Here is an 18,292-nt window from a genome sequence, read left to right as displayed (position 1 = left end):
GGCCATGGCCACACACAATGATCCTGTCATTCTGGTGGTGTCTGATAACAAGAGCACCAGCGAGATCGTACAGACCCAGCTGTCGGAATTTGACCGGCTGATCTTTCCTGAAGACCTGGAAGGGGTGCTGCACGCTTACCGCAAACATAATCCGGATGTGATCATTCTGGGCTACGACCAGCTGGAGAAGTGTGAGCAGGTGTATGACCGGCTGTACCCGAAGGACAAGGACCAGAATCCGGCTCAAAAGCCGCACCGCGTCATCGCCCTGTGCAACAAGCGTGAGGTCAAGCGCGCCTACGACCTGTGCAACAGCGACCGGTTTACCGACTATATCGTGTTCTGGCCGCTGACCTATGACCCCTACCGGCTGGCCATGTCGGTTCACCAGTCGATGACCGACCTGCGCCACAACTTCAATGCCCAGGAAAATGACCGGGTACTGGTGCGCCAGCAACAGAATATCGGCAAGTTGCAGCAGGTGTTCGAGCAACACAGTGAGCAGGGGCAGGGCTATAGTCAGCAGGTGGACAGCCAGCTTTCCGGCCTGATCCACCTGCTGTCGGAAACCCTGAATCACTATGACCATCTGGTCAACCGAGTGCTGGATCAGGCCGCATCCGGGGTTTCCGGCCTGCCATCGAAGCAGGCATTCTCAAGCGTGCGCGGCGGTATCGAGCACTCGGTCAGCAGTTTCCGCGAAATCAAACAGCTGTCACGCTCGTTCATCGATTCGCTGGAGCGCATGAAGGAAGAAACCGGCACCATCTTCGTCAACCGCCGCATCCATAACGGCCATATACTGGTGGTGGATGATGATGACTTTCAACGCCAGGTGCTGAGCAGCATTCTCACCAGCGAGCATTACAGCCTCAGCTTTGCCACCAGCGGCGAGGGCGCGCTGGAGGTGATTCAACACAAGCGCCCGGACCTGATTCTGATGGATATACTGATGCCCGGCATGGATGGCATCGAGGCCACCCGGCAGATCAAGACCGACCCGGTGATGGCCTCGGTTCCGATCATCATCATCAGCGGCCAGAACCAGCGCGAAACCGTACTGGAGTGCATCGCCAAGGGGGCCGGTGACTACATCGTCAAACCCTATAACAAGGCTACACTGATCAACAAGATACAGGATGCGGTCAAGGCGGGACGTCAGCAATCGGTTCAGGGAGATCGACATGCACAGACCTGAAGCCGACACTGGCGCGGGCAACTCGGTCGAGCTGTCACGCTTTCAGAGCGAGTTTCTTTCCGGGGTCAGTCATCAGCTGCGCACCCCCATCAATGCCATACTGGGCGTGACACACCTGGCGCTGGCGCAGGCTGACTCCGAACAGCAACGCCAGTATCTGATCAGCATCCAGACCACCAGCCGGCAGCTGATGCACAGCGTCAACAACCTGCTCGATCTATCCCGGCTGGAACAGGGCACGCTGGCACTGGCCCCCGCCAACTTCCAGCTGAAATCTCTGCTGGACGACCTGACCCAGGATGTGAACACACGTCTGGTCAAGCGTGCCGTGGTGTTTACGCTCACTACGGATGAGCGCATCCCGGCCACTCTGAACGGCGATGCCTCGCGCCTGAAGCAGTTGATCAACTGCTTTATCGACAACGCCATCAAGTTCACCCAGCAGGGTGAGATCCGCTTGCAGGTCAGGATGGCCGCACGTAACCGCAAGAGTGTACGCCTGCATTTTACCATTGAGGATACCGGCAGCGGCCTGCCGCCGGGGCTGGGCATGGCCCTGTTTCGCAACAGTGAAAAAATGTTCGAGGTCGGCGGCAGCGAAAATCAAAAAAAGGGAATTGGCCTGCGCATTGCGCGGCTGCTGGCCCAGTTGATGAACGGCGATGCAGGCATGATCACGCCGCATTCACCGGGTGCGGCTTTCTGGTTTACGGTACAGCTAAGGCCCGCCCAAACTGCCGAACAGGCAGACACTGAACACCGACCCGGGCAGAAAACCCTGCCGGCCCATGACGACAGCGATCACCAGGCGGGCATTGCCGAGGTACTGCCCCCGCCTCGGCGCCCCCTGCCCGCTGCCGATACCAGCGCCGAGCAGCTGCTGGCAGATCTGCAGCAACGACTGCTGCTGGAAGATTTCAGTTGCCTGGAGCTGGCCCGGCGCCATGCGGCTACGCTGGAAAACGCTTTGGGAGCTGATGCCATCCGTCTGCACAGCGCCCTGCATGACTTTGACTTTACCCGGGCACGGGTGATTCTGGGAGGAACAGGCGAGGCCTGATCAGATCAGCCAAGGTTCACCCCCGCTGCTGACTATCCGCAAACTCTTTCAGGATACGCCAGGCCAGGCCTTCATGAGCACCGATGCTGGCGGCGTCAAAGCCTTTTTCAAAAAAGGGCGCAAAGCCGGGGTGCTCTTCCACCTCTTTCTGGCCCAGCATACGAAAGCCCATGTGCCAGGCGGAAAAACTGCGCACGGAGATCGGGGTGCGAATCAACACCTGCAAACTGTGGTGCTGGGGGTCACGGCTGATACGCTCAAACACCGCATCCATATCAGCGGTTTCGCCCTCGATCACCTGCAGAAAGCTGCCCTCGGCATAGAGCAACATGCCGGTAAGCTGATGCGCATTATTGAAACGCACCGCCCCTTCCAGCAGGGTTTCAAGCTCTATGCGACTCATCTCCCGCACAGCGGTACTGACGTAAATCAGCTGCTCAAGTGCCATATTGCCTCCCCCCAAAACAGTATTCACATAGTTACGCAGGCACGGATTGACCAGCTGCAAGCGGCCTTCCTGTGCTTTCAGACAGCTAGACTGAGTCCTTTCCCGCCTCAACAACACGATTGCGTCCCAGACGCTTGGCTTCGTACACAGCGCGGTCGGCCATGCGCAACCATTGCTCTGAATGCTGCCCGGGCTCTGGTATCTGTCTGCAATAGCCGATACTGACGGTCACCTGAACGCTCTGACCTTCAGGGGTTGGCACCCTCAGCCGCTCGATACCGTCCCTGAGCGCCTCCAGCCGTTCAGCCGCATCACCTGACGAGTCAGCTACTGCAAAAATAACGAACTCTTCCCCGCCAAAGCGCACCAGGTGGTCCGTTTCGCGCCTGAACTGTTCACGCATGGTACGGCTGATGGCCCGCAGGCATTCATCTCCCACTGCGTGTCCGAACCGGTCATTGACCTGTTTGAACAGGTCTGCATCCACCATGGCAACCAGAAACGCCAAACCATTTCGCTGGCAGATCCGGTAGCAGCCTTCATAGTGCTGCTCAAAGCTGGTTCGATTTCCAAGGCCGGTCAGTTCATCCGTCGTGCTTGTGACAGCAAGCCGCTCATTGGCAGCAGCCAGTTCTCGATTGAGTGCGCCCAACTTGCGGTTCCAGTAGAACAGCATGAGCAGAATAATGGCCGTAACCGACAGAGTCTGCCACAACAGGCTGTAGTCCACCCCCTGTTGCAACCTGACCGTACGCCATTCACTGTCCATGCGGTGCAGATCTTCACTGCTCAGGCTCGACACCAGCTTTTGCATCAACCCGCTCAAATGTTGATCACCCGCCGATGTTGCCATGGCCAGCTCAAGGTCCATGGGTACACGGCCAATGACGCGAATATCAGCCAAGCCGAGGTCCTGCAGTTTTTGGCTGGCCGTTGCCAAAGTGCTGATGTAACCGTACCACTCCCCTCGCTGAAGCCCCTGCAAACCCTCTGTTTCATCTTTTACTTCGATCAAATTCAGACCCGGGTGAGTTCGGCGCAGCTCTGACAGCAATGGGGAGTCACTTACAATTCCGACCGGACGTTGGCCAATATCGTTCAGGCTGCTGATAAAGGGGGCTTCAATTCGACCCAGTACGATGCTTGGCAAGGTGTAAAACGAGGAGGTGAGCTCAATCCCTTCAGATTGTCCCACTGATCGACCGACCAGGGGCAACAGGTCACATTGCCCCTGCTTCAAGGCCTCAAGCGAAGCCTGCCAGTGTCGTGTCGGGTGCAGATTGAAGGTGACTCCGGAGCGGCGGCTGAAGATATCCAGAAGAGTGGCTGAAAGCCCCTGGTGATGGCCACTGCCATCCAGCCCTTCAAGCGGCATCCAGTCGGGGTGAATACAGTAGCTGAGGCTGTTGCTGCGCCTTTCAAGAAAATCCTGCTCTGAGGCACTGAACCCCGTAAACGCCGAGTTTGACTCAAGCTGAGCCCCTAACCAGCGATTCTCTATGGTTCGCATTTCCGTAGGCGTGATTGCAGCCAGTGCAGAATTGATGATCGGAACCAGTGGTTCCAGCTCAGGACGCAGGCCGAAACGCAGGTCTTCTCCACTTATACCCGGCAGGTTCAACTCCCCCGCGATACGCACACCGGTAAGGCCAAGTTCACGTACCCAGTGATTACCATTCGGAAGCGCTGCCAGCACCAGGTCCACCGTTCCCGCCTCCAGAGCGCGGAACATGGAGGCCTGGTTATCAAAGGCCACCACCCCGTCAGGTGCCAGTTCACGCACCTTGCGTTCGTAGAAGATACCGGTGCTGATGGCGATTCTCTGGTCACGAAAATCATCGGGCGAGTTCAAGCGGAAGCCAGGCGTGCGGGTAAACACCACGATCGGTACGTGGTGGTAGGGTTGTGTGAAACGCGTGAAACTTCTTCGCTCTTCCAGATCGGAAATATTCGCAATGGCATCAATCTCACCATGGCGCAGTAGTTCGATCAGAACACTCCACTGATCGACCACAGGCGTTGCCTGCAGTCCGGTCAAATCCATGACACGCGCCAGAATATCCACTGACAGCCCTTGAACACGCCCTCCATCCTCGAAGCTCAACGGCGCATAATCACCCATCAGCCCCACCCTTAAAGGCGCCTGCTGACGAACGGTAAGCTGCTGTGCCGGCGTCAGTATCAAGGCCCTGTCATCCAGAGCCTTGCCTCCATATTCCTGCCAGCGCTCACGTAACTCGTCGACCCAATGCGGATCAAGTGCTGCCAGCCCCTCATCCAGCCGCTTGTAAAGCTCGGGCTGATCCAGGTGAACGGCAATCCTGAAGTCTTCCGTTTCCTGTCCCCCGAAGGGCGCTGCCGCCAGAGGTTCGATATTCAAAAAACCCTGTTGGCGAGCCATATAGCGCAATGTCACTTCGGGGCCGATAATGGCATCAATCCAGCCAAAGGCCAGTGCACGCACCAGGTCAGGCTGCAGACCGTACTCCACGACATCAAGACCCGATTCCTTCAGGATGTTGGCGTAATAAATATCGGTCAGTGTGCCAATGCGAAAACCCTTGAGATCGGACAGCGTTTCTATCGCTGGCAGCGGTCGATTTTCATCATGCATGATAACGGTGTGGCGCAGATGATAGGGCCGGGTGAAAAGCATCTTGTCAGCCCGCTCTTCACGCCATGAAATCTCATCCACCGCATCCAGCTCGCCACGCAGGAATGCGCCATATACTTCCGACCAGCTGCCGACACGATACTCGAATTCAACACCGCTGATACGGCTCAACTCCTCCAGGATATCGATCGAGAACCCGCGCAGGCCGCCGGGCCCAAGGCTTGAGTAGGGTGCATTGTCTGCAACAATGCCGATGGTGACCGGAGAGGATTCAGATTCAGCACTGACCTGTGACGTAAACAGAGACAGGACCAGCAATAAGAGCATTGCGAAGTGAAGCCGAAAGGCCATCATAAAATCCATTATTGATGCCGTGTTATTGTTCGCACCAGACTGCTCGGTAGACGTATAGCCATGACTGCATGAACAACCGGTAGAGACGCAAGCCACTGCAAATGCAGAAAGCTGTATGCTATTCACTACACGTAGTGAATTACATAATACAAGCTTTAAGGGAAAAAACGAGGATAAGATACAGGTAAGGCACCGGAAATGGTGGGTCGTATAGGACTTGAACCTATGACCAATTGGTTAAAAGCCAACTGCTCTACCAACTGAGCTAACGACCCTCCGGCAGCGAAGAGTGGTGGGTCGTATAGGACTTGAACCTATGACCAATTGGTTAAAAGCCAACTGCTCTACCAACTGAGCTAACGACCCGCTCTTTGCTTGTACACCTGCCTGACGGCAGGCTTGATTTGGCTCCTCGAGCTGGACTCGAACCAGCGACCAATAGATTAACAGTCTACTGCTCTACCAACTGAGCTATCGAGGAACTGTCCAAATCATCATCCTTAATGGCGGAGGGACAGGGATTCGAACCCTGGGGGCCTCTCGACCCGTCGGTTTTCAAGACCGGTGCTTTCGACCACTCAGCCATCCCTCCAAAGGATGGGCGCAGATTTTACAGTCCTGCGCCGAGGTGTCAAGCACGAAGGCTAAATTATTTTGCAAGTTACCGAAATCACTGGCTTTTTACAGCTGTATCGCCCAGATCTTCAAGCCTGCGCGGTGGTGCAAACAGATAGCCCTGCAGTTCATCGCAGGCCTGCTGTCCAAGGAATTCCGCCTGTTCGGCTGTTTCAACCCCTTCGGCCACCACCTTCAACCCCAGGGAGTGGGCCAGCAGGATAATGGTTTGCACAATAATCCGGTCATCGGCATCAGTATCGATATCACGCACAAAAGAACGGTCCACCTTGAGGTAGTCAATCGGCAGCCGCTTGAGGTACTCCAGCGATGAGTAACCGGTACCGAAGTCGTCGATGGCCACCTCAACCCCCAGCGCTTGCACCTCGGAGAGCTGCGCCACGGTGGTGTTGAAGTTTTCCACCAGCGCGCTCTCTGTCACTTCGATACAGAACTGCTCTGGCCGCAGGTGGTACTCTTCCAATACCTCACGCAGTGCATCCGACCAGCTGCCACTCTGGAACTGGCGTGGCGACAGGTTGATGCTGATCTGGAGGCCTTTCAGCGGCAGCTGTTGCAGGTCACGCCCCACCTGATGCAGCAGCCAGACCGTCATCGGCTCCAGTGCCTGACTGGCTTCGGCAATCGGTATGAATTCAGCCGGTGATACCAGACCCAGCTCATGGCTGTGCCAGCGCATCAGTGCTTCATAGCCACAAATTTCGCCGCCTGGCAGCACCTTGGGCTGGTAGACCAGATACAGCTCGTTACGCTCCAGCGCCTCGTTAAGCCCCGCCTTGATCCGCATGTTGCGCTGGTTACGGGCGTTGATTTGCGGGTCGAAGAAAGCGTACCGACCACGACCGAGTTCCTTGGCAAAATACATGGCTGCATCGGCATGGCCGACCAGAGTGTCCTGATCCTCGCCATCACGCGGATAACTGACGATGCCGATACTGGAGCCGATATGAACAGTACGTCCTTCGATTCTGAACGGGGTTTTCAGTTGCTCGATCAGCTTGTCGGCGACCGCCGACAGGCTGTCATCCCCTTCCGGTTGCGGCAGCAGTACGGTGAACTCGTCCCCCCCCAGGCGGAAGGCACTGTCCGACTCGCGCAGGCAGCCCTTGAGCCGCTCGGCCACCTGACACAGCAGCTGGTCGCCCACGGCATGGCCATGGGTGTCGTTGACCTCCTTGAACAGGTCCAGATCAATAAACAAAAGACCAAAGGCTTCACCGTAGCGTTTGCCCCGGCGCAGCGCTTCTGTCAGCCGGCGCATGAATTCGGTGCGGTTGTACAGACCGGTCAGGGTATCGTGATAGGCGAGCTGGTGCAGATTGCGCTCAGCGTTTTTCTCTTCGGTAATGTCCTGGAAAATGCCAAAATAGCCATCCAGTTCTCCCTTGCGGTTGAGGATGGTACTGATCGACAGACGCACCGGATAGACCGTTTTGTCAGCACGCCGGTTCCACAATTCACCGTTCCATTTGCCATTGCGCTGGATGTCCTGCCACATGCGGGCGTAGAACGCTGCGTCCTGATGCTCTGACTTCTGAACCGAGGGGGGCTGCCCCAGCAGCTCATCACGGTCATAGCCGGTCATCTCCAGCAGCGACTGGTTTACGTCCACTATGCGATTGTCGGCATCGGTGATCATGATGCCCTCGGCCGTGTGCTCGAAGATGCGCTGGGCGATACGCGCCAGATTTTCGTTCCTTTCCTGCTCGGTCACATCGGTGGCAACAGTGCACAGGGCATAGGGGACACCGTCCTCGGCCACCAGCGGAAACTTGACCATGAACCAGTTGTGCATCTCACCGTTTACCGGAAAACTTGTCTGGAACTGCATCGCCTTGCCTGTTTGCATCACCTCGCGATCACGCTTTGTAATTTCGCCGGCCCAGGGCTCGGGAACCAGGTCAAACACGGTAGTGCCGGTTTCGTCAGGCTTACCCAAGGTCTCGATAAATCGCTCGTTGACCATGCGATAGAACCCTTTGGTGTCCTTGATGTACACCATGGAGGGAATAAAGCGCAGGATATTTTCCATCTGCCGATTGGCCTGCAGCAGTTGCCCCCGGCTTTGCTCAAGCCGCGCCGCCATCTTGTCGATGGCCTGCCCGATCAGGCTCAACTCATCACGCCCCTTGAGGCCCGTACGCTGCCCCAGCTCATCAGCGGCCAGTGCCGCCGCCGTATTGGTAATCAGCAACAAACGCCGACTCACCGCCCGCTCAATCAGCACCCAGGCCAGTCCCGCCAACAGCACGACTGCCAGGGCCACCCACACGAACAGACGATCCAGCCGATGCAGCAGGGGCGCCATGGAGCGCTCCAGATCCAGCTCTACCAGCACCAGCCCCCAGTTGTCCTGCAGGGAAGATTGTTCATCAAAGTAGATGTAGGGCATCAGGCCATACAGGGTATTTTCCCCCACACTTTGATGTTGATATACCGGCTGTCGGGAGCTGGTCGCCCGGGCAATCAGCTCCGGATCAAAATGCAGGTTAAGGCTGTTCAGGGGTTTGCCCACTTGCGCAATACGACTGGATGCAATGACTTGTCCCTGAGGATCAGTCACCAGCAGGTATTTGACTTCACGATGGGCGCTGCTGGCAGCCACTTCACGTTTCACGCCTTCCAGGTCACCTCGGCCCAGCATGTACTCGGTCGTACCCTGCAGCCGATTGAGTGTATAGCGCAGGCTGTCTTCCATGTTCTGATGCAGCAGCTGGCCCAGATAGGGTTTGATCAGACCGAAGGCCAGTGCCAGCATCAGAAGTGCAAACAGCACTATGGTGATTGGCAGGATGCGCCGCAGTGGCAATTCAGTGATCAGTTTCATAGCTCGGATAATCCGCGTAAACCAGCCCGGACAGATCAGGCAACTGCTGCATCAGCCCCTGTTCGAGCATCAGCTTTGCCAGCGCCTCTGCCTGCTGTTGCAGCTCGGAAGGCTTGCCGCTCATCAGGGCTGATGATCGCTTCGGGCCCGGCAGCTCCAGTTGTTGCAGGCTGCTGAGCACATCAGTGGCCGAGCCGCCAATACGAGCTGTCATCACTTCGGCCGCCTGCTCGGGCGACTGGTGCAAATGCTCCAGCGCCCGGTGCCAGGCATCGATAAGATGATGGATCTGTCTGCGGTGGGATTTCAGCAGTGACTCACGCACCACCAGCAAATCCACCACCTCGCCGGGAATCATGGAAGAGTCAAACAGTATAACCGCCCCCTGCGCCAACAGCTGCTGGCGTACGGGTTCAAATGTCACCACCGCATCCACCTGCCCTCTGAGCCAGGCCTCATGGTGCTCGTTAACTTCAAGGTGGACAATTTCCACATCCGCGGCGCTCATGTCATGCAGTGCAAGTGCACGCGACAGCATATAGGCCCCCAGGGCCGTTGCTTCCACTCCAACGCGCTTGCCACGCAGGTCTTGTATCTGCTTAAAGCCTGGACGCGCCAGAATGACATCAGCCCCGTTGGATATGTCCGCCACCTGCACGATCACCGGTCGCAGGCCCGCTTCACGCAGGCTGATGACCTCATCCAGTGTCAGCGCCGCTGCGTCAATGGCACCGTTGCGGTAGGCACGCATGACCTCACTGGCCGACAGCAGCTCAACCAGGCGGACCCTGTCTTCCGACAGGTAGCCCTGCTCACGCGCAAGATAGAGAGGCTCATAGCCGGGCCATAGGTTGGTACCCAGCTTGACGGGGGATGGCGGGGATGACAGACAGCCGGCTGTCACCAGAAAGGTGATCAGCAGGCACAATACTCGCAGTCGTCTTTTTAGCCGCATCCTGGCCACTCTCCATGACTATTTATGACGACAGTTTACCGCAACCGAACCACCAAGTCCCCGCCGCCAGAGGTGGAAAGGGGCTGTCCCATACCAAAGTTCCAGCACCCTGTGAATGACCGTCCGAAACCGCCTGAAGGATGCATCATTCATACATGTTATTCACTGAAGTATTCACATTTATCAAACACTTTCAGGGCAGTTGATAACCTGTCCGATTTTGCTCACATATTCTGTGTACAACCTCAGGGATAAGTTCGGGACAGGATGCAAAACAAAACCATAACTTATTGTTTAATAGAATTATTTCAAAAGCGTACAATTCTTGATCGAGATTGGGACGGTTTTCCTCAGGCCAATTTTGTCAACCCCAATCAGACGCCATTTCTGTTGATTTGACCCTTGATCTGAAGTCGCTCACGTTTTTTGTTCACACCCCCAACAGAACCTCAGGACAAGCGCGCAACGCCTGTGCATAAAACATGTATGAACTGAGGATTAATACTCCGTTCATACATGTACCCTGTTCAGGGACGTCGTGCCATCCACCAGGCATCCTCCCAGTAGGGATTATCCAGCCGCGAAATCATGACCCCGCGACTGGCCGAAGCGTGGATAAACTCGCCGTTGCCGATATAGATACCGGCATGGCGCTGCTTCCAGCCGGTCTTGAAAAAGACCAGATCCGCCGGCTGCAGCTGGTGTCGCTTCACAAGAGCACCTATACGAGCCTGCTTTTCCGTGGTGCGCGGCAACCGGGTACCATCCAGATCCGCATAGACCCGCTGGATAAAGCCGGAACAGTCCACACCTGAACGGTCCTGGCCACCGTAACGATAGGGAGTCCCCGCCCACTGGCTGTAGTGGTCGAGGAGTTGCTGTCGTTGTGGGTGATGCAGATCAGCTGGCGTATGGCCATAACGCGGAGCACTGCTGCAGCCCGCCAGCAGCAGCGTCATCAGTGTCAGCAACGTAAGTGAGCGTGGCATGACCGTCTCCTGAAATATTTATGCTTAATGTTTAACCACTCAAAGCATGCAAGGTCAAGCCAATAACCCGCTTCAGTGCAGCTCTGTCACGCGCTTTCTGCTAGTATGCTCGCAACTGATTTCAAGCGAGAAAAAACCCGTGTTTGCTGACCTGATGCTGCATGACCGCCTGCTCATGGCGATCGATAAACTTGGCTTTACCCAACCCACGGCTGTCCAGCTGGCGGCGCTGCCCCCGGCTCTGGAGGGCAAGGATCTGATCGTTGGTGCCGAAACCGGCAGCGGAAAGACACTGGCCTTTGTGCTGCCGATGCTGCAGCACTTTCTGGATAACCCATCGCCCAACACCGGCACCCGTGGCTTGATTCTGACCCCCACGCGTGAGCTGGCCGAGCAGGTATGTCAAAGCGTCAAGGATCTGGCCACCTTTACCCGCGTCACTACCATGACTGTCTGTGGCGGCACCGGCTTCAAGGAGCAGGCCGCCGAGATGCGCAAAAACCCGGAGATACTGGTCGCCACACCCGGCCGCCTGATGGAGCATCTGGAACGCGAAACCCTGGATTTCGGAGATCTGGAATTCCTGATTCTGGATGAAGCCGACCGCATGCTCGACATGGGCTTCCGTGATGAGGTGTTGGCGATCACCGAAATCTGCCGCAAGGAGCGCCAGTCTATGGTGTTTTCCGCCACTCTGACTCATCCCGGCGTGCATGACCTGCTGCCGCAGGTGCTGAATGAGCCGGAACAGTTGCTGCTGAACACGCCGCAAAACGCTCAGGCCAATATTCAGCAGCAGATCATTCTGGCCGATGACGACAAGCACAAGGAACGGCTGGTGGAATGGCTGCTGGCCAATGAAACCTATGACAAGGTGATCATCTTCACCAACACCCGCGTCAAGGCGCAGTGGCTGGCCAAAAGCCTGCAGCGCCAAAACCGCCGCTCCGGTGTGCTGCACGGCGAGATGAGTCAGGATGAGCGCAAGCACGTGATGGGACTGATGCGCAGCGGCAAGATCAATATTCTGGTCGCCACCGATGTGGCTGCCCGAGGCCTCGATATTCAGGGGCTGGACATGGTCATCAACTTTGATATGGCACGCAAGGGTGACGAACACCTGCACCGGGTCGGTCGTACCGGGCGTCAGGACAAGCCGGGGCTGGCGATCTGCCTGATCGAGCATACCGAATGGAATTTGATGTCCAGCATCGAGCGTTACCTGCGCATCAAATTCGAGCGCCGCACCTTGAAAGGTGTGGAAGCCAACTACAAGGGGCCGAAGAAGCTGAAAGCCTCGGGAAAGGCTGCCGGCACCAAAAAGAAAAAGAGCGACAGCAAGGACGGCAAAAAGTCAGCCGCCAAGCCTGAGGGAAAACAGCGCCTGCGTGACCGCAAACAGGTGGGCAAGCGCCGCACAACAGCGGCACCCAAGCCCCCTGCCGATCTGGCCGATGGCTTTATGCCGTTGAAGAAAAAACGCTCCGACAGCGACAGCTGATCCCGCGTTGCACTGCCACTGATGCCGGCCCGCTGCTTCCTGCAGCGACCGGCTCGCAGCACCGCCTCCACCCCGCCCCATCCCCGGCGCAACAGCGTTCTCACCCAGCGAGCGATCGCTATTTGTTGTCATAATCGCAACTTAATTTCGCAATATCGACAAAAACCAGCATTATTTTGCTCAATTCGGGCCACTGTTTTACATAATTGCAACAATCAAACCACATACATTCCCGCATTCACTGCTAGAATCCGCCTCCACCAGACTGCATAAATATTAATCACTATCAGAATATGCAGGCTTGTTGACAACAAACAGGATCGACCATGTCATCAACTTCACGAATTCAGTGTTCGCGTCTGCGTGAACGCATCATGAGCGCCGAACAGGCGGCTGAACTGATCTCCCCCGGTGCCAACGTCGGCATGAGCGGCTTCACCGGTGCCGGTTATCCCAAGGCAGTCCCAGCAGCGCTGGCCGAACGTATTCGCCGCCATAACGCCGCTGGCGGCAAACCGTTTCGGATCAATGTCTGGACCGGTGCCTCTACCGCACCCGAGCTGGATGGCGCACTGGCGGAAGTGGACGGCATCGAAATGCGCCTGCCGTTCCAGAGCGACCCGATCTGCCGCGAGCGGATCAACAGTGGCACTATGGACTATGTGGATTACCACCTGTCTGAAGTGTCGCAATACGCCTGGTCGGGCTTTCTCGGCAAGATGGATATCGCCCTGATCGAAGTCGCCGGTATCCGCGAGGATGGCAGCCTGATCCCCTCTTCATCCATCGGCAACAACAAGACCTGGATCGAGCAGGCCGACAGAATCATTCTTGAGGTCAACGCCCAGCAGAACGCCAAGCTGGAAGGGATGCACGACATCTATTACGGCACTGCCCTGCCACCGAACCGCAACCCTATCATGCTGACCCACCCGGCAGATCGCATCGGTGAAGCCTATCTGCACTGCCCTGTGGATAAAGTGATCGCGGTGGTGGAAACCTCGGCGGCGGATCGTAACTCTCCGTTCAAGGCACCGGATGCCATCTCCAAACGGATCGCCGAACATATTCTCGAATTTTTTCAGCGCGAGATTGAAATCGGCCGCCTGCCGAAAGAGCTGCTGCCGATCCAGTCCGGTGTCGGCAACATCCCCAATGCGGTGCTGGAAGGATTGGATGCGGGCCCGTTCAAAAACCTGACCGCCTTCACCGAAGTGATCCAGGACGGCATGCTGAAGATGCTCAAATCCGGCACCCTGGGTGTTGCCTCGGCCACCGCCTTCTCGCTGAGTCCCGACGGCATTCGTGAGTTCGATGAGAACATCGACCTGTACCGCGACAAGATCATTCTGCGCCAGCAGGATATCTCCAACCATCCGGAGCTTGCACGTCGGCTCGGCATCATCGCCATGAACGGGCTGATCGAAGCCGATATTTACGGCAACGTGAACTCGACCCATATCATGGGCAGCCGAATGATGAACGGTATCGGCGGTTCGGGGGATTTTGCCCGCAACGGCTACCTGTCGATCTTCGTCTCGCCCTCCACGGCCAAGGACGGAGCGATCTCTTCCATCGTGCCGATGGTGTCCCATGTGGATCACACCGAGCACGACGTGAAGATCATCGTCACCGAACAGGGGCTGGCGGATCTGCGCGGACTGTCACCGCGCCAGCGTGCCCATACGATCATCAACAACTGTGCACACCCGGATTTCCGCGAACACCTGCTGGACTATTTCAACCGCGCCTGTGCCAGCGGTCGAGGCATGCATACGCCACACCTGCTGGATGAAGCCCTGAGCTGGCACCAGCGCTACGAAACCGAGGGGCGGATGTAACCCGCCCCTCAATCCCTATGCTCTAAGCGTTTGGCGCCCCTCCTGAGGCGCCTTTTTTGTGCCCGTAACCCGCGCTGGCCAGACTCCCGTTCCGCACAGGATCTGTTACCCTGTAGTGAGTCAACCGGGCTGCCGTTGCAGCCCTGCAGGAGGCTTTATGGACAGCTCTCAACTCTTGCTGTTACTGGTGGCACTGGCACTGGGCATGCTGATCGGGCTGCAGCGCGGCTGGCACGAACGCAATACCCCCGCGGGTGGTCGTATTGCGGGCATCCGCACCTTCGGTCTGCTGGCCCTCAGCGGTGCGCTGGCCGGGGTCCTCACGACACCGCTCGGCCCCGGTATTGCCATCGCCATGGGGCTGTCGGTAACACTGTTGCTGGGGCTGGCCCACTGGCTCGACTCCAACGATGACCACGACTACGGCATGACCACCGTCGTCGCCGGTATCGTCACCTACCTCACCGGCCTGCTCACCGTGCTGGGTGACCTCAGCCTGGCTGTTGCCGTCGCCGTCATCACCACCATCGTGCTGCATTTCAAGCAGACGCTGCACCAGGCGCTGGAGCACCTCAGCGACAGTGAGATGCGCGGCATCCTCCAGCTGGCACTGATTTCGGCCGTACTGCTGCCTGTATTGCCCAACCAGAGCTACGGCCCCTGGGATGCACTCAACCCCTACGAGATCTGGCTGATGGTGGTGCTGATCGCCGGTATCAGTCTGGCGGCCTACTTTGCCATGCGCCTGACCGGGCCCGACAAGGGCGTGATGATCACCAGTATTCTGGGGGGGCTGGCATCCAGTACTGCACTGACCCTGAGCCTGGCGCGCATGAATGTCCGCGTGCCCATGCCGCGTCTGCTGGCCTGTGGCATTCTGCTAGCCTCGGCGATCATGTATCCGCGTATTTTATTTGAAGTGGCGGTGGTCAACCGTGAACTGCTGCCGGAACTGCTGCCCCCCATGCTGGCCATGACGCTGGGTTGTGTGCTGAGTGCCGTCTGGCTCTGGCGTACCCGTGAGCCCTATGCAGAGGTTGATACCGGCAAGCTGTCCACCGAGCCGTTTCAGCTGATACCGGCCCTGCAGTTTGGTGCCCTGCTGGTGGTCATTCTGCTGATCGCTCACGGCATTCGTGAACAGCTGGGTGAAGAGGGGTTATGGATAGTATCCATTGTGGCCGGACTGACCGATGTGGATGCGATTACACTGACGCTGGCGCGCATGGCAAGAGACAGCATCGGCACGGATACTGCCGTCACCGGCATCACGCTGGCCGCGATCACCAACACCCTGGTCAAGGGTGGGCTGGCCCTGTTTGCTGGGCATGCCTCACTTTGTCGACCTCTGTGGCCCGGTTTATTACTCGCCGTTGCGCTGGCACTGCTAACCTTATGGATACTCTGAGTCCGCAATAATGGAAGCTGACATGCAAGAGACACTGCTGAAACCCGAACAGTTACGCCACCGCTGTGATCTGGAAGCGCTGGGTGTCACCTCCACCGCCGACATCACCCCGGATTATTCTGCACTGGGGCAGTCACGTGCACTGGATGCGATCCAGTTTGCCATCGGTATCGACCACCCGGGCTACAACATCTTTGTCAGCGGCTCCACCGGCGTCGGCAAGCGCGAGCTGGTATCACGTATCATCAGCGCCGAAGCTGCCAGTGGCGAGGAGCCCAACGACTGCTGCTATATCCATAACTTTGACCGACCCAACCAGCCGTTCAAGCTGGTATTGCCCCGTGGTATGGGACAGAACCTGCATGAAGACCTGCGCAAACTGATTGAAATCCTGCTGATGCGCATACCGGCACAGTTCAAGAGCGACGAGTACCGCACTCAGCTGCAGGCCCTGAACGAAGAGTTTCAAGCGCGAGAGGAACAGAGCTTCAAGGCGCTTGGGCAGAAGGCGCGCGAGTCCGGCATCACGCTGATGCGTACCCCCGGCGGCTATACCCTTGGGCCGGTTCGTGATGGCAAGCTGATGACGCCGGACCAGTTCAGCAAGCTGCCGCAGGAAGAGCAGGACAGGATCAAGGCCGCAGTAGACGAACTCAACGAGGAGCTGACCGAACTGGTGCACGAAGTGCCGAAAATGCATCAGGAGCATCAGGCACGCATCCGCGAGCTGGAGCAGGAAACCACTCAGGGCGTCATCGACCCGGCACTGAACAACCTGCGTCAGAAGTACGGCAGCCACACCGAGGTACTCAACTTCCTTGATACGATCCATCAGGACATGATCGAAAACGTGGACGACTTTCTGCCGTCCGAGGAAGAGGAACGCGCCCCGCTGCACAAACGTGCCCGCTCGGGCAAGTTCCGCCGTTACCAGATCAACGTACTGGTGGGGCATGAAAAGAATGGCGGTGCACCCATGGTGTACGAGGATATTCCCAGCTATCAGAACCTGATCGGCCGGATCGAATACGAGGCACATTTCGGCACCCTGAGTACCGATTTCAGCCTGATCCAGCCCGGCGCCCTGCACCGGGCCAATGGCGGCTACCTGGTGGTGGATGCGCAGAAACTGCTCTCTTTTCCCTTTGCCTGGGAAGGCCTCAAACGAGCCCTTCGCAACCGGGAAATCCGTATCGACCCGCTGGAAAAAATGTACGGCATCAGCGGCACCCGCTCACTGGAGCCCGAACCGATACCGCTCAATGTCCGCGTAGTGCTGATCGGAGATCGTCGCCTCTACTACCTGCTCAAGCATTATGATCCCGAGTTTACGACACTGTTCAAGGTATACGCCGATTTTGCCGAGGGGTTCGATCGTGAACGTGAAAACCTGGAAGGTTTCATCGGCCTGATCACCATGCTGGTACGCGAAGAGGGACTGACCCATTTTGACCGCAGTGCGCTGGAAGCCGTAATTGAGCACAGCTCTCGTCAGATGGACGACAGCGAAAAGCTGTCGCTCAACCGCGGGCAGTTGATCGACCTGCTGCGTGAGGCCAGCTTCTGGGCACTGCGTCAGGGTGCATCACTGACCGGCCGCAACCATGTACAGAAAGCGATTGATCTGCAGCGCTATCGCAGCAGCCAGTACTCCGAGCTGCTGCAACAGCAGATCGAGCGCGGCACCTTGATCGTCAACACCAGCGGCACCGCAGTGGGCCAGGCAAACGGACTCTCAGTATTCCAGCTCGGAGACCAGCGCTTCGGCAAGCCCAGTCGAATCTCCGCAACAGCCCGCATGGGCAGTGGTCGCATGCTGGATATCGAACGCGAGATCAAGCTGGGTGGGCCACTGCACTCCAAGGGCGTAATGATCCTCGGTGCCTGCATCGGTGCCCGTTACGCCCGCAATCAACCGCTTTCGCTCAACGCCAGTCTGGTGTTCGAGCAGTCGTACGGCCCGGTGGACGGCGACAGCGCCTCCGCCATTGAACTGTGCGTGCTGCTGTCCGCCATCACCAGACTGCCGCTGAAACAGGGCTTCGCCGTGACCGGCTCCATCAATCAGCATGGTGAAATTCAGGCGATCGGCGGCGTCAACGAAAAAATCGAGGGCTTTTTTGAACTCTGCCGTTCACGCGGGCTGGATGGCAGCCATGGGGTGATCATTCCCGCCGGCAACGAGCCACACTTGATCTTGAGTGAAGAGGTGGTGGAAGCCTGTCGCGAAGGGCAGTTTTCCATTCACGCTGTCAGCCAGCTGGATCAGCTGATTGAGCTGCTGTTTGAACGGGAAGCGGGGGCGGCCGACAGCGACGGACGTTACCCGCCCTCTACGGTTAACGGCATGGTGCAGCTGCAGTTGTCGGATTGGGCCGAACAGGCGCGCAAACTGGCCGCCAAAGGGGATGACTAGTCTTGTAAACCTTTCACTCACGCCACAGGCAGGAGGATTCAAACG

The 18,292-nt window shown here is 57.4% G+C and carries 11 protein-coding genes and 4 tRNA genes; 6 read left to right on the top strand and 9 right to left on the bottom strand.

Annotation, left to right across the window (positions count from 1 at the left end):
* Positions 1–4 precede the first annotated feature (4 nt).
* A complete protein-coding gene (locus ABIE60_RS09430; RefSeq protein WP_354469177.1) occupies positions 5–1,198 on the top strand; it encodes a response regulator in 1,194 nt (397 codons plus the stop codon).
* The gene (locus ABIE60_RS09425) at positions 1,185–2,258 is read left to right on the top strand and encodes a sensor histidine kinase (RefSeq protein WP_354469176.1); all 1,074 of its coding nucleotides are present in this window, start codon (positions 1,185–1,187) and stop codon (positions 2,256–2,258) included. Before ABIE60_RS09430 ends, ABIE60_RS09425 begins: the two co-directional genes overlap by 14 nt.
* Before the next feature lie 16 nt (positions 2,259–2,274).
* Here ABIE60_RS09425 and ABIE60_RS09420 read toward each other — a convergent pair whose 3' ends face one another.
* From ABIE60_RS09420 to ABIE60_RS09380, 9 genes are all read right to left on the bottom strand, one after another.
* Positions 2,275–2,706 (bottom strand): BLUF domain-containing protein, encoded by a 432-nt coding sequence (locus tag ABIE60_RS09420; protein ID WP_354469175.1) that lies wholly within the window; start codon positions 2,704–2,706, stop codon positions 2,275–2,277.
* 85 nt (positions 2,707–2,791) lie between these two features.
* Positions 2,792–5,671: a transporter substrate-binding domain-containing diguanylate cyclase gene (locus ABIE60_RS09415; RefSeq protein WP_354469174.1), complete on the bottom strand. Its 2,880-nt coding sequence runs from the start codon at positions 5,669–5,671 to the stop codon at positions 2,792–2,794.
* Positions 5,672–5,873: 202 nt separating this feature from the next.
* Positions 5,874–5,949: transfer RNA gene (locus ABIE60_RS09410), tRNA-Lys, on the bottom strand.
* Between the two features lie 15 nt (positions 5,950–5,964).
* Positions 5,965–6,040, bottom strand: a tRNA-Lys gene (locus ABIE60_RS09405).
* A gap of 39 nt (positions 6,041–6,079) precedes the next feature.
* A tRNA-Asn gene (locus ABIE60_RS09400) sits at positions 6,080–6,155 on the bottom strand.
* Between the two features lie 23 nt (positions 6,156–6,178).
* Positions 6,179–6,266, bottom strand: a tRNA-Ser gene (locus ABIE60_RS09395).
* A gap of 78 nt (positions 6,267–6,344) precedes the next feature.
* On the bottom strand, positions 6,345–9,137 hold the full coding sequence (locus tag ABIE60_RS09390; protein WP_354469173.1) for a bifunctional diguanylate cyclase/phosphodiesterase: 2,793 nt from the start codon (positions 9,135–9,137) through the stop codon (positions 6,345–6,347).
* Positions 9,121–10,092: an ABC transporter substrate-binding protein gene (locus tag ABIE60_RS09385; RefSeq protein WP_354469172.1), complete on the bottom strand. Its 972-nt coding sequence runs from the start codon at positions 10,090–10,092 to the stop codon at positions 9,121–9,123. The genes ABIE60_RS09390 and ABIE60_RS09385 overlap by 17 nt, the downstream gene beginning before the upstream one ends.
* Positions 10,093–10,619: 527 nt before the next feature.
* Positions 10,620–11,081, bottom strand: coding sequence for a C40 family peptidase (locus ABIE60_RS09380; RefSeq protein WP_354469171.1), 462 nt, complete (start codon positions 11,079–11,081; stop codon positions 10,620–10,622).
* Between the two features lie 139 nt (positions 11,082–11,220).
* On the opposite strand from ABIE60_RS09380, the gene ABIE60_RS09375 reads away from it, so the two are divergent.
* The 4 genes from ABIE60_RS09375 to ABIE60_RS09360 all read left to right on the top strand — a co-directional run bounded on the left by ABIE60_RS09375 (position 11,221) and on the right by ABIE60_RS09360 (position 18,247).
* Positions 11,221–12,582, top strand: a complete 1,362-nt coding sequence (locus ABIE60_RS09375; RefSeq protein WP_354469170.1) for a DEAD/DEAH box helicase — start codon at positions 11,221–11,223, stop codon at positions 12,580–12,582.
* A gap of 326 nt (positions 12,583–12,908) precedes the next feature.
* The gene (gene scpC, locus ABIE60_RS09370; protein ID WP_354469169.1) at positions 12,909–14,423 is read left to right on the top strand and encodes a succinyl-CoA:acetate CoA-transferase ScpC; all 1,515 of its coding nucleotides are present in this window, start codon (positions 12,909–12,911) and stop codon (positions 14,421–14,423) included.
* Between the two features lie 157 nt (positions 14,424–14,580).
* The gene (locus ABIE60_RS09365) at positions 14,581–15,831 is read left to right on the top strand and encodes an MgtC/SapB family protein (protein ID WP_354469168.1); all 1,251 of its coding nucleotides are present in this window, start codon (positions 14,581–14,583) and stop codon (positions 15,829–15,831) included.
* A 22-nt stretch (positions 15,832–15,853) separates the two neighbouring features.
* Positions 15,854–18,247, top strand: a complete 2,394-nt coding sequence (locus tag ABIE60_RS09360; protein WP_354469167.1) for a Lon protease family protein — start codon at positions 15,854–15,856, stop codon at positions 18,245–18,247.
* Positions 18,248–18,292 lie beyond the last annotated feature (45 nt).

Source organism: Marinobacterium sp. MBR-109 (genome assembly GCF_040547565.1).
In the GTDB taxonomy this organism is placed as follows: domain Bacteria; phylum Pseudomonadota; class Gammaproteobacteria; order Pseudomonadales; family Balneatricaceae; genus Marinobacterium.
Note: the sequence above shows the minus strand (reverse complement) of the source record. Positions and strands in the feature narration are given on the sequence as shown.

Bases quoted from the DNA above. Each gene is read 5' to 3' on its own strand.
- ABIE60_RS09430 (WP_354469177.1), top strand. From the start codon at position 5: ATGGCCACACACAATGATCCTGTCATTCTGGTGGTGTCTGATAACAAG.
- ABIE60_RS09425 (WP_354469176.1), top strand. From the start codon at position 1,185: ATGCACAGACCTGAAGCCGACACTGGCGCGGGCAACTCGGTCGAGCTG.
- ABIE60_RS09420 (WP_354469175.1), bottom strand. From the start codon at position 2,706: ATGGCACTTGAGCAGCTGATTTACGTCAGTACCGCTGTGCGGGAGATG.
- ABIE60_RS09415 (WP_354469174.1), bottom strand. From the start codon at position 5,671: ATGGCCTTTCGGCTTCACTTCGCAATGCTCTTATTGCTGGTCCTGTCT.
- ABIE60_RS09390 (WP_354469173.1), bottom strand. From the start codon at position 9,137: ATGAAACTGATCACTGAATTGCCACTGCGGCGCATCCTGCCAATCACC.
- ABIE60_RS09385 (WP_354469172.1), bottom strand. From the start codon at position 10,092: ATGCGGCTAAAAAGACGACTGCGAGTATTGTGCCTGCTGATCACCTTT.
- ABIE60_RS09380 (WP_354469171.1), bottom strand. From the start codon at position 11,081: ATGCCACGCTCACTTACGTTGCTGACACTGATGACGCTGCTGCTGGCG.
- scpC (WP_354469169.1), top strand. From the start codon at position 12,909: ATGTCATCAACTTCACGAATTCAGTGTTCGCGTCTGCGTGAACGCATC.
- ABIE60_RS09365 (WP_354469168.1), top strand. From the start codon at position 14,581: ATGGACAGCTCTCAACTCTTGCTGTTACTGGTGGCACTGGCACTGGGC.
- ABIE60_RS09360 (WP_354469167.1), top strand. From the start codon at position 15,854: ATGCAAGAGACACTGCTGAAACCCGAACAGTTACGCCACCGCTGTGAT.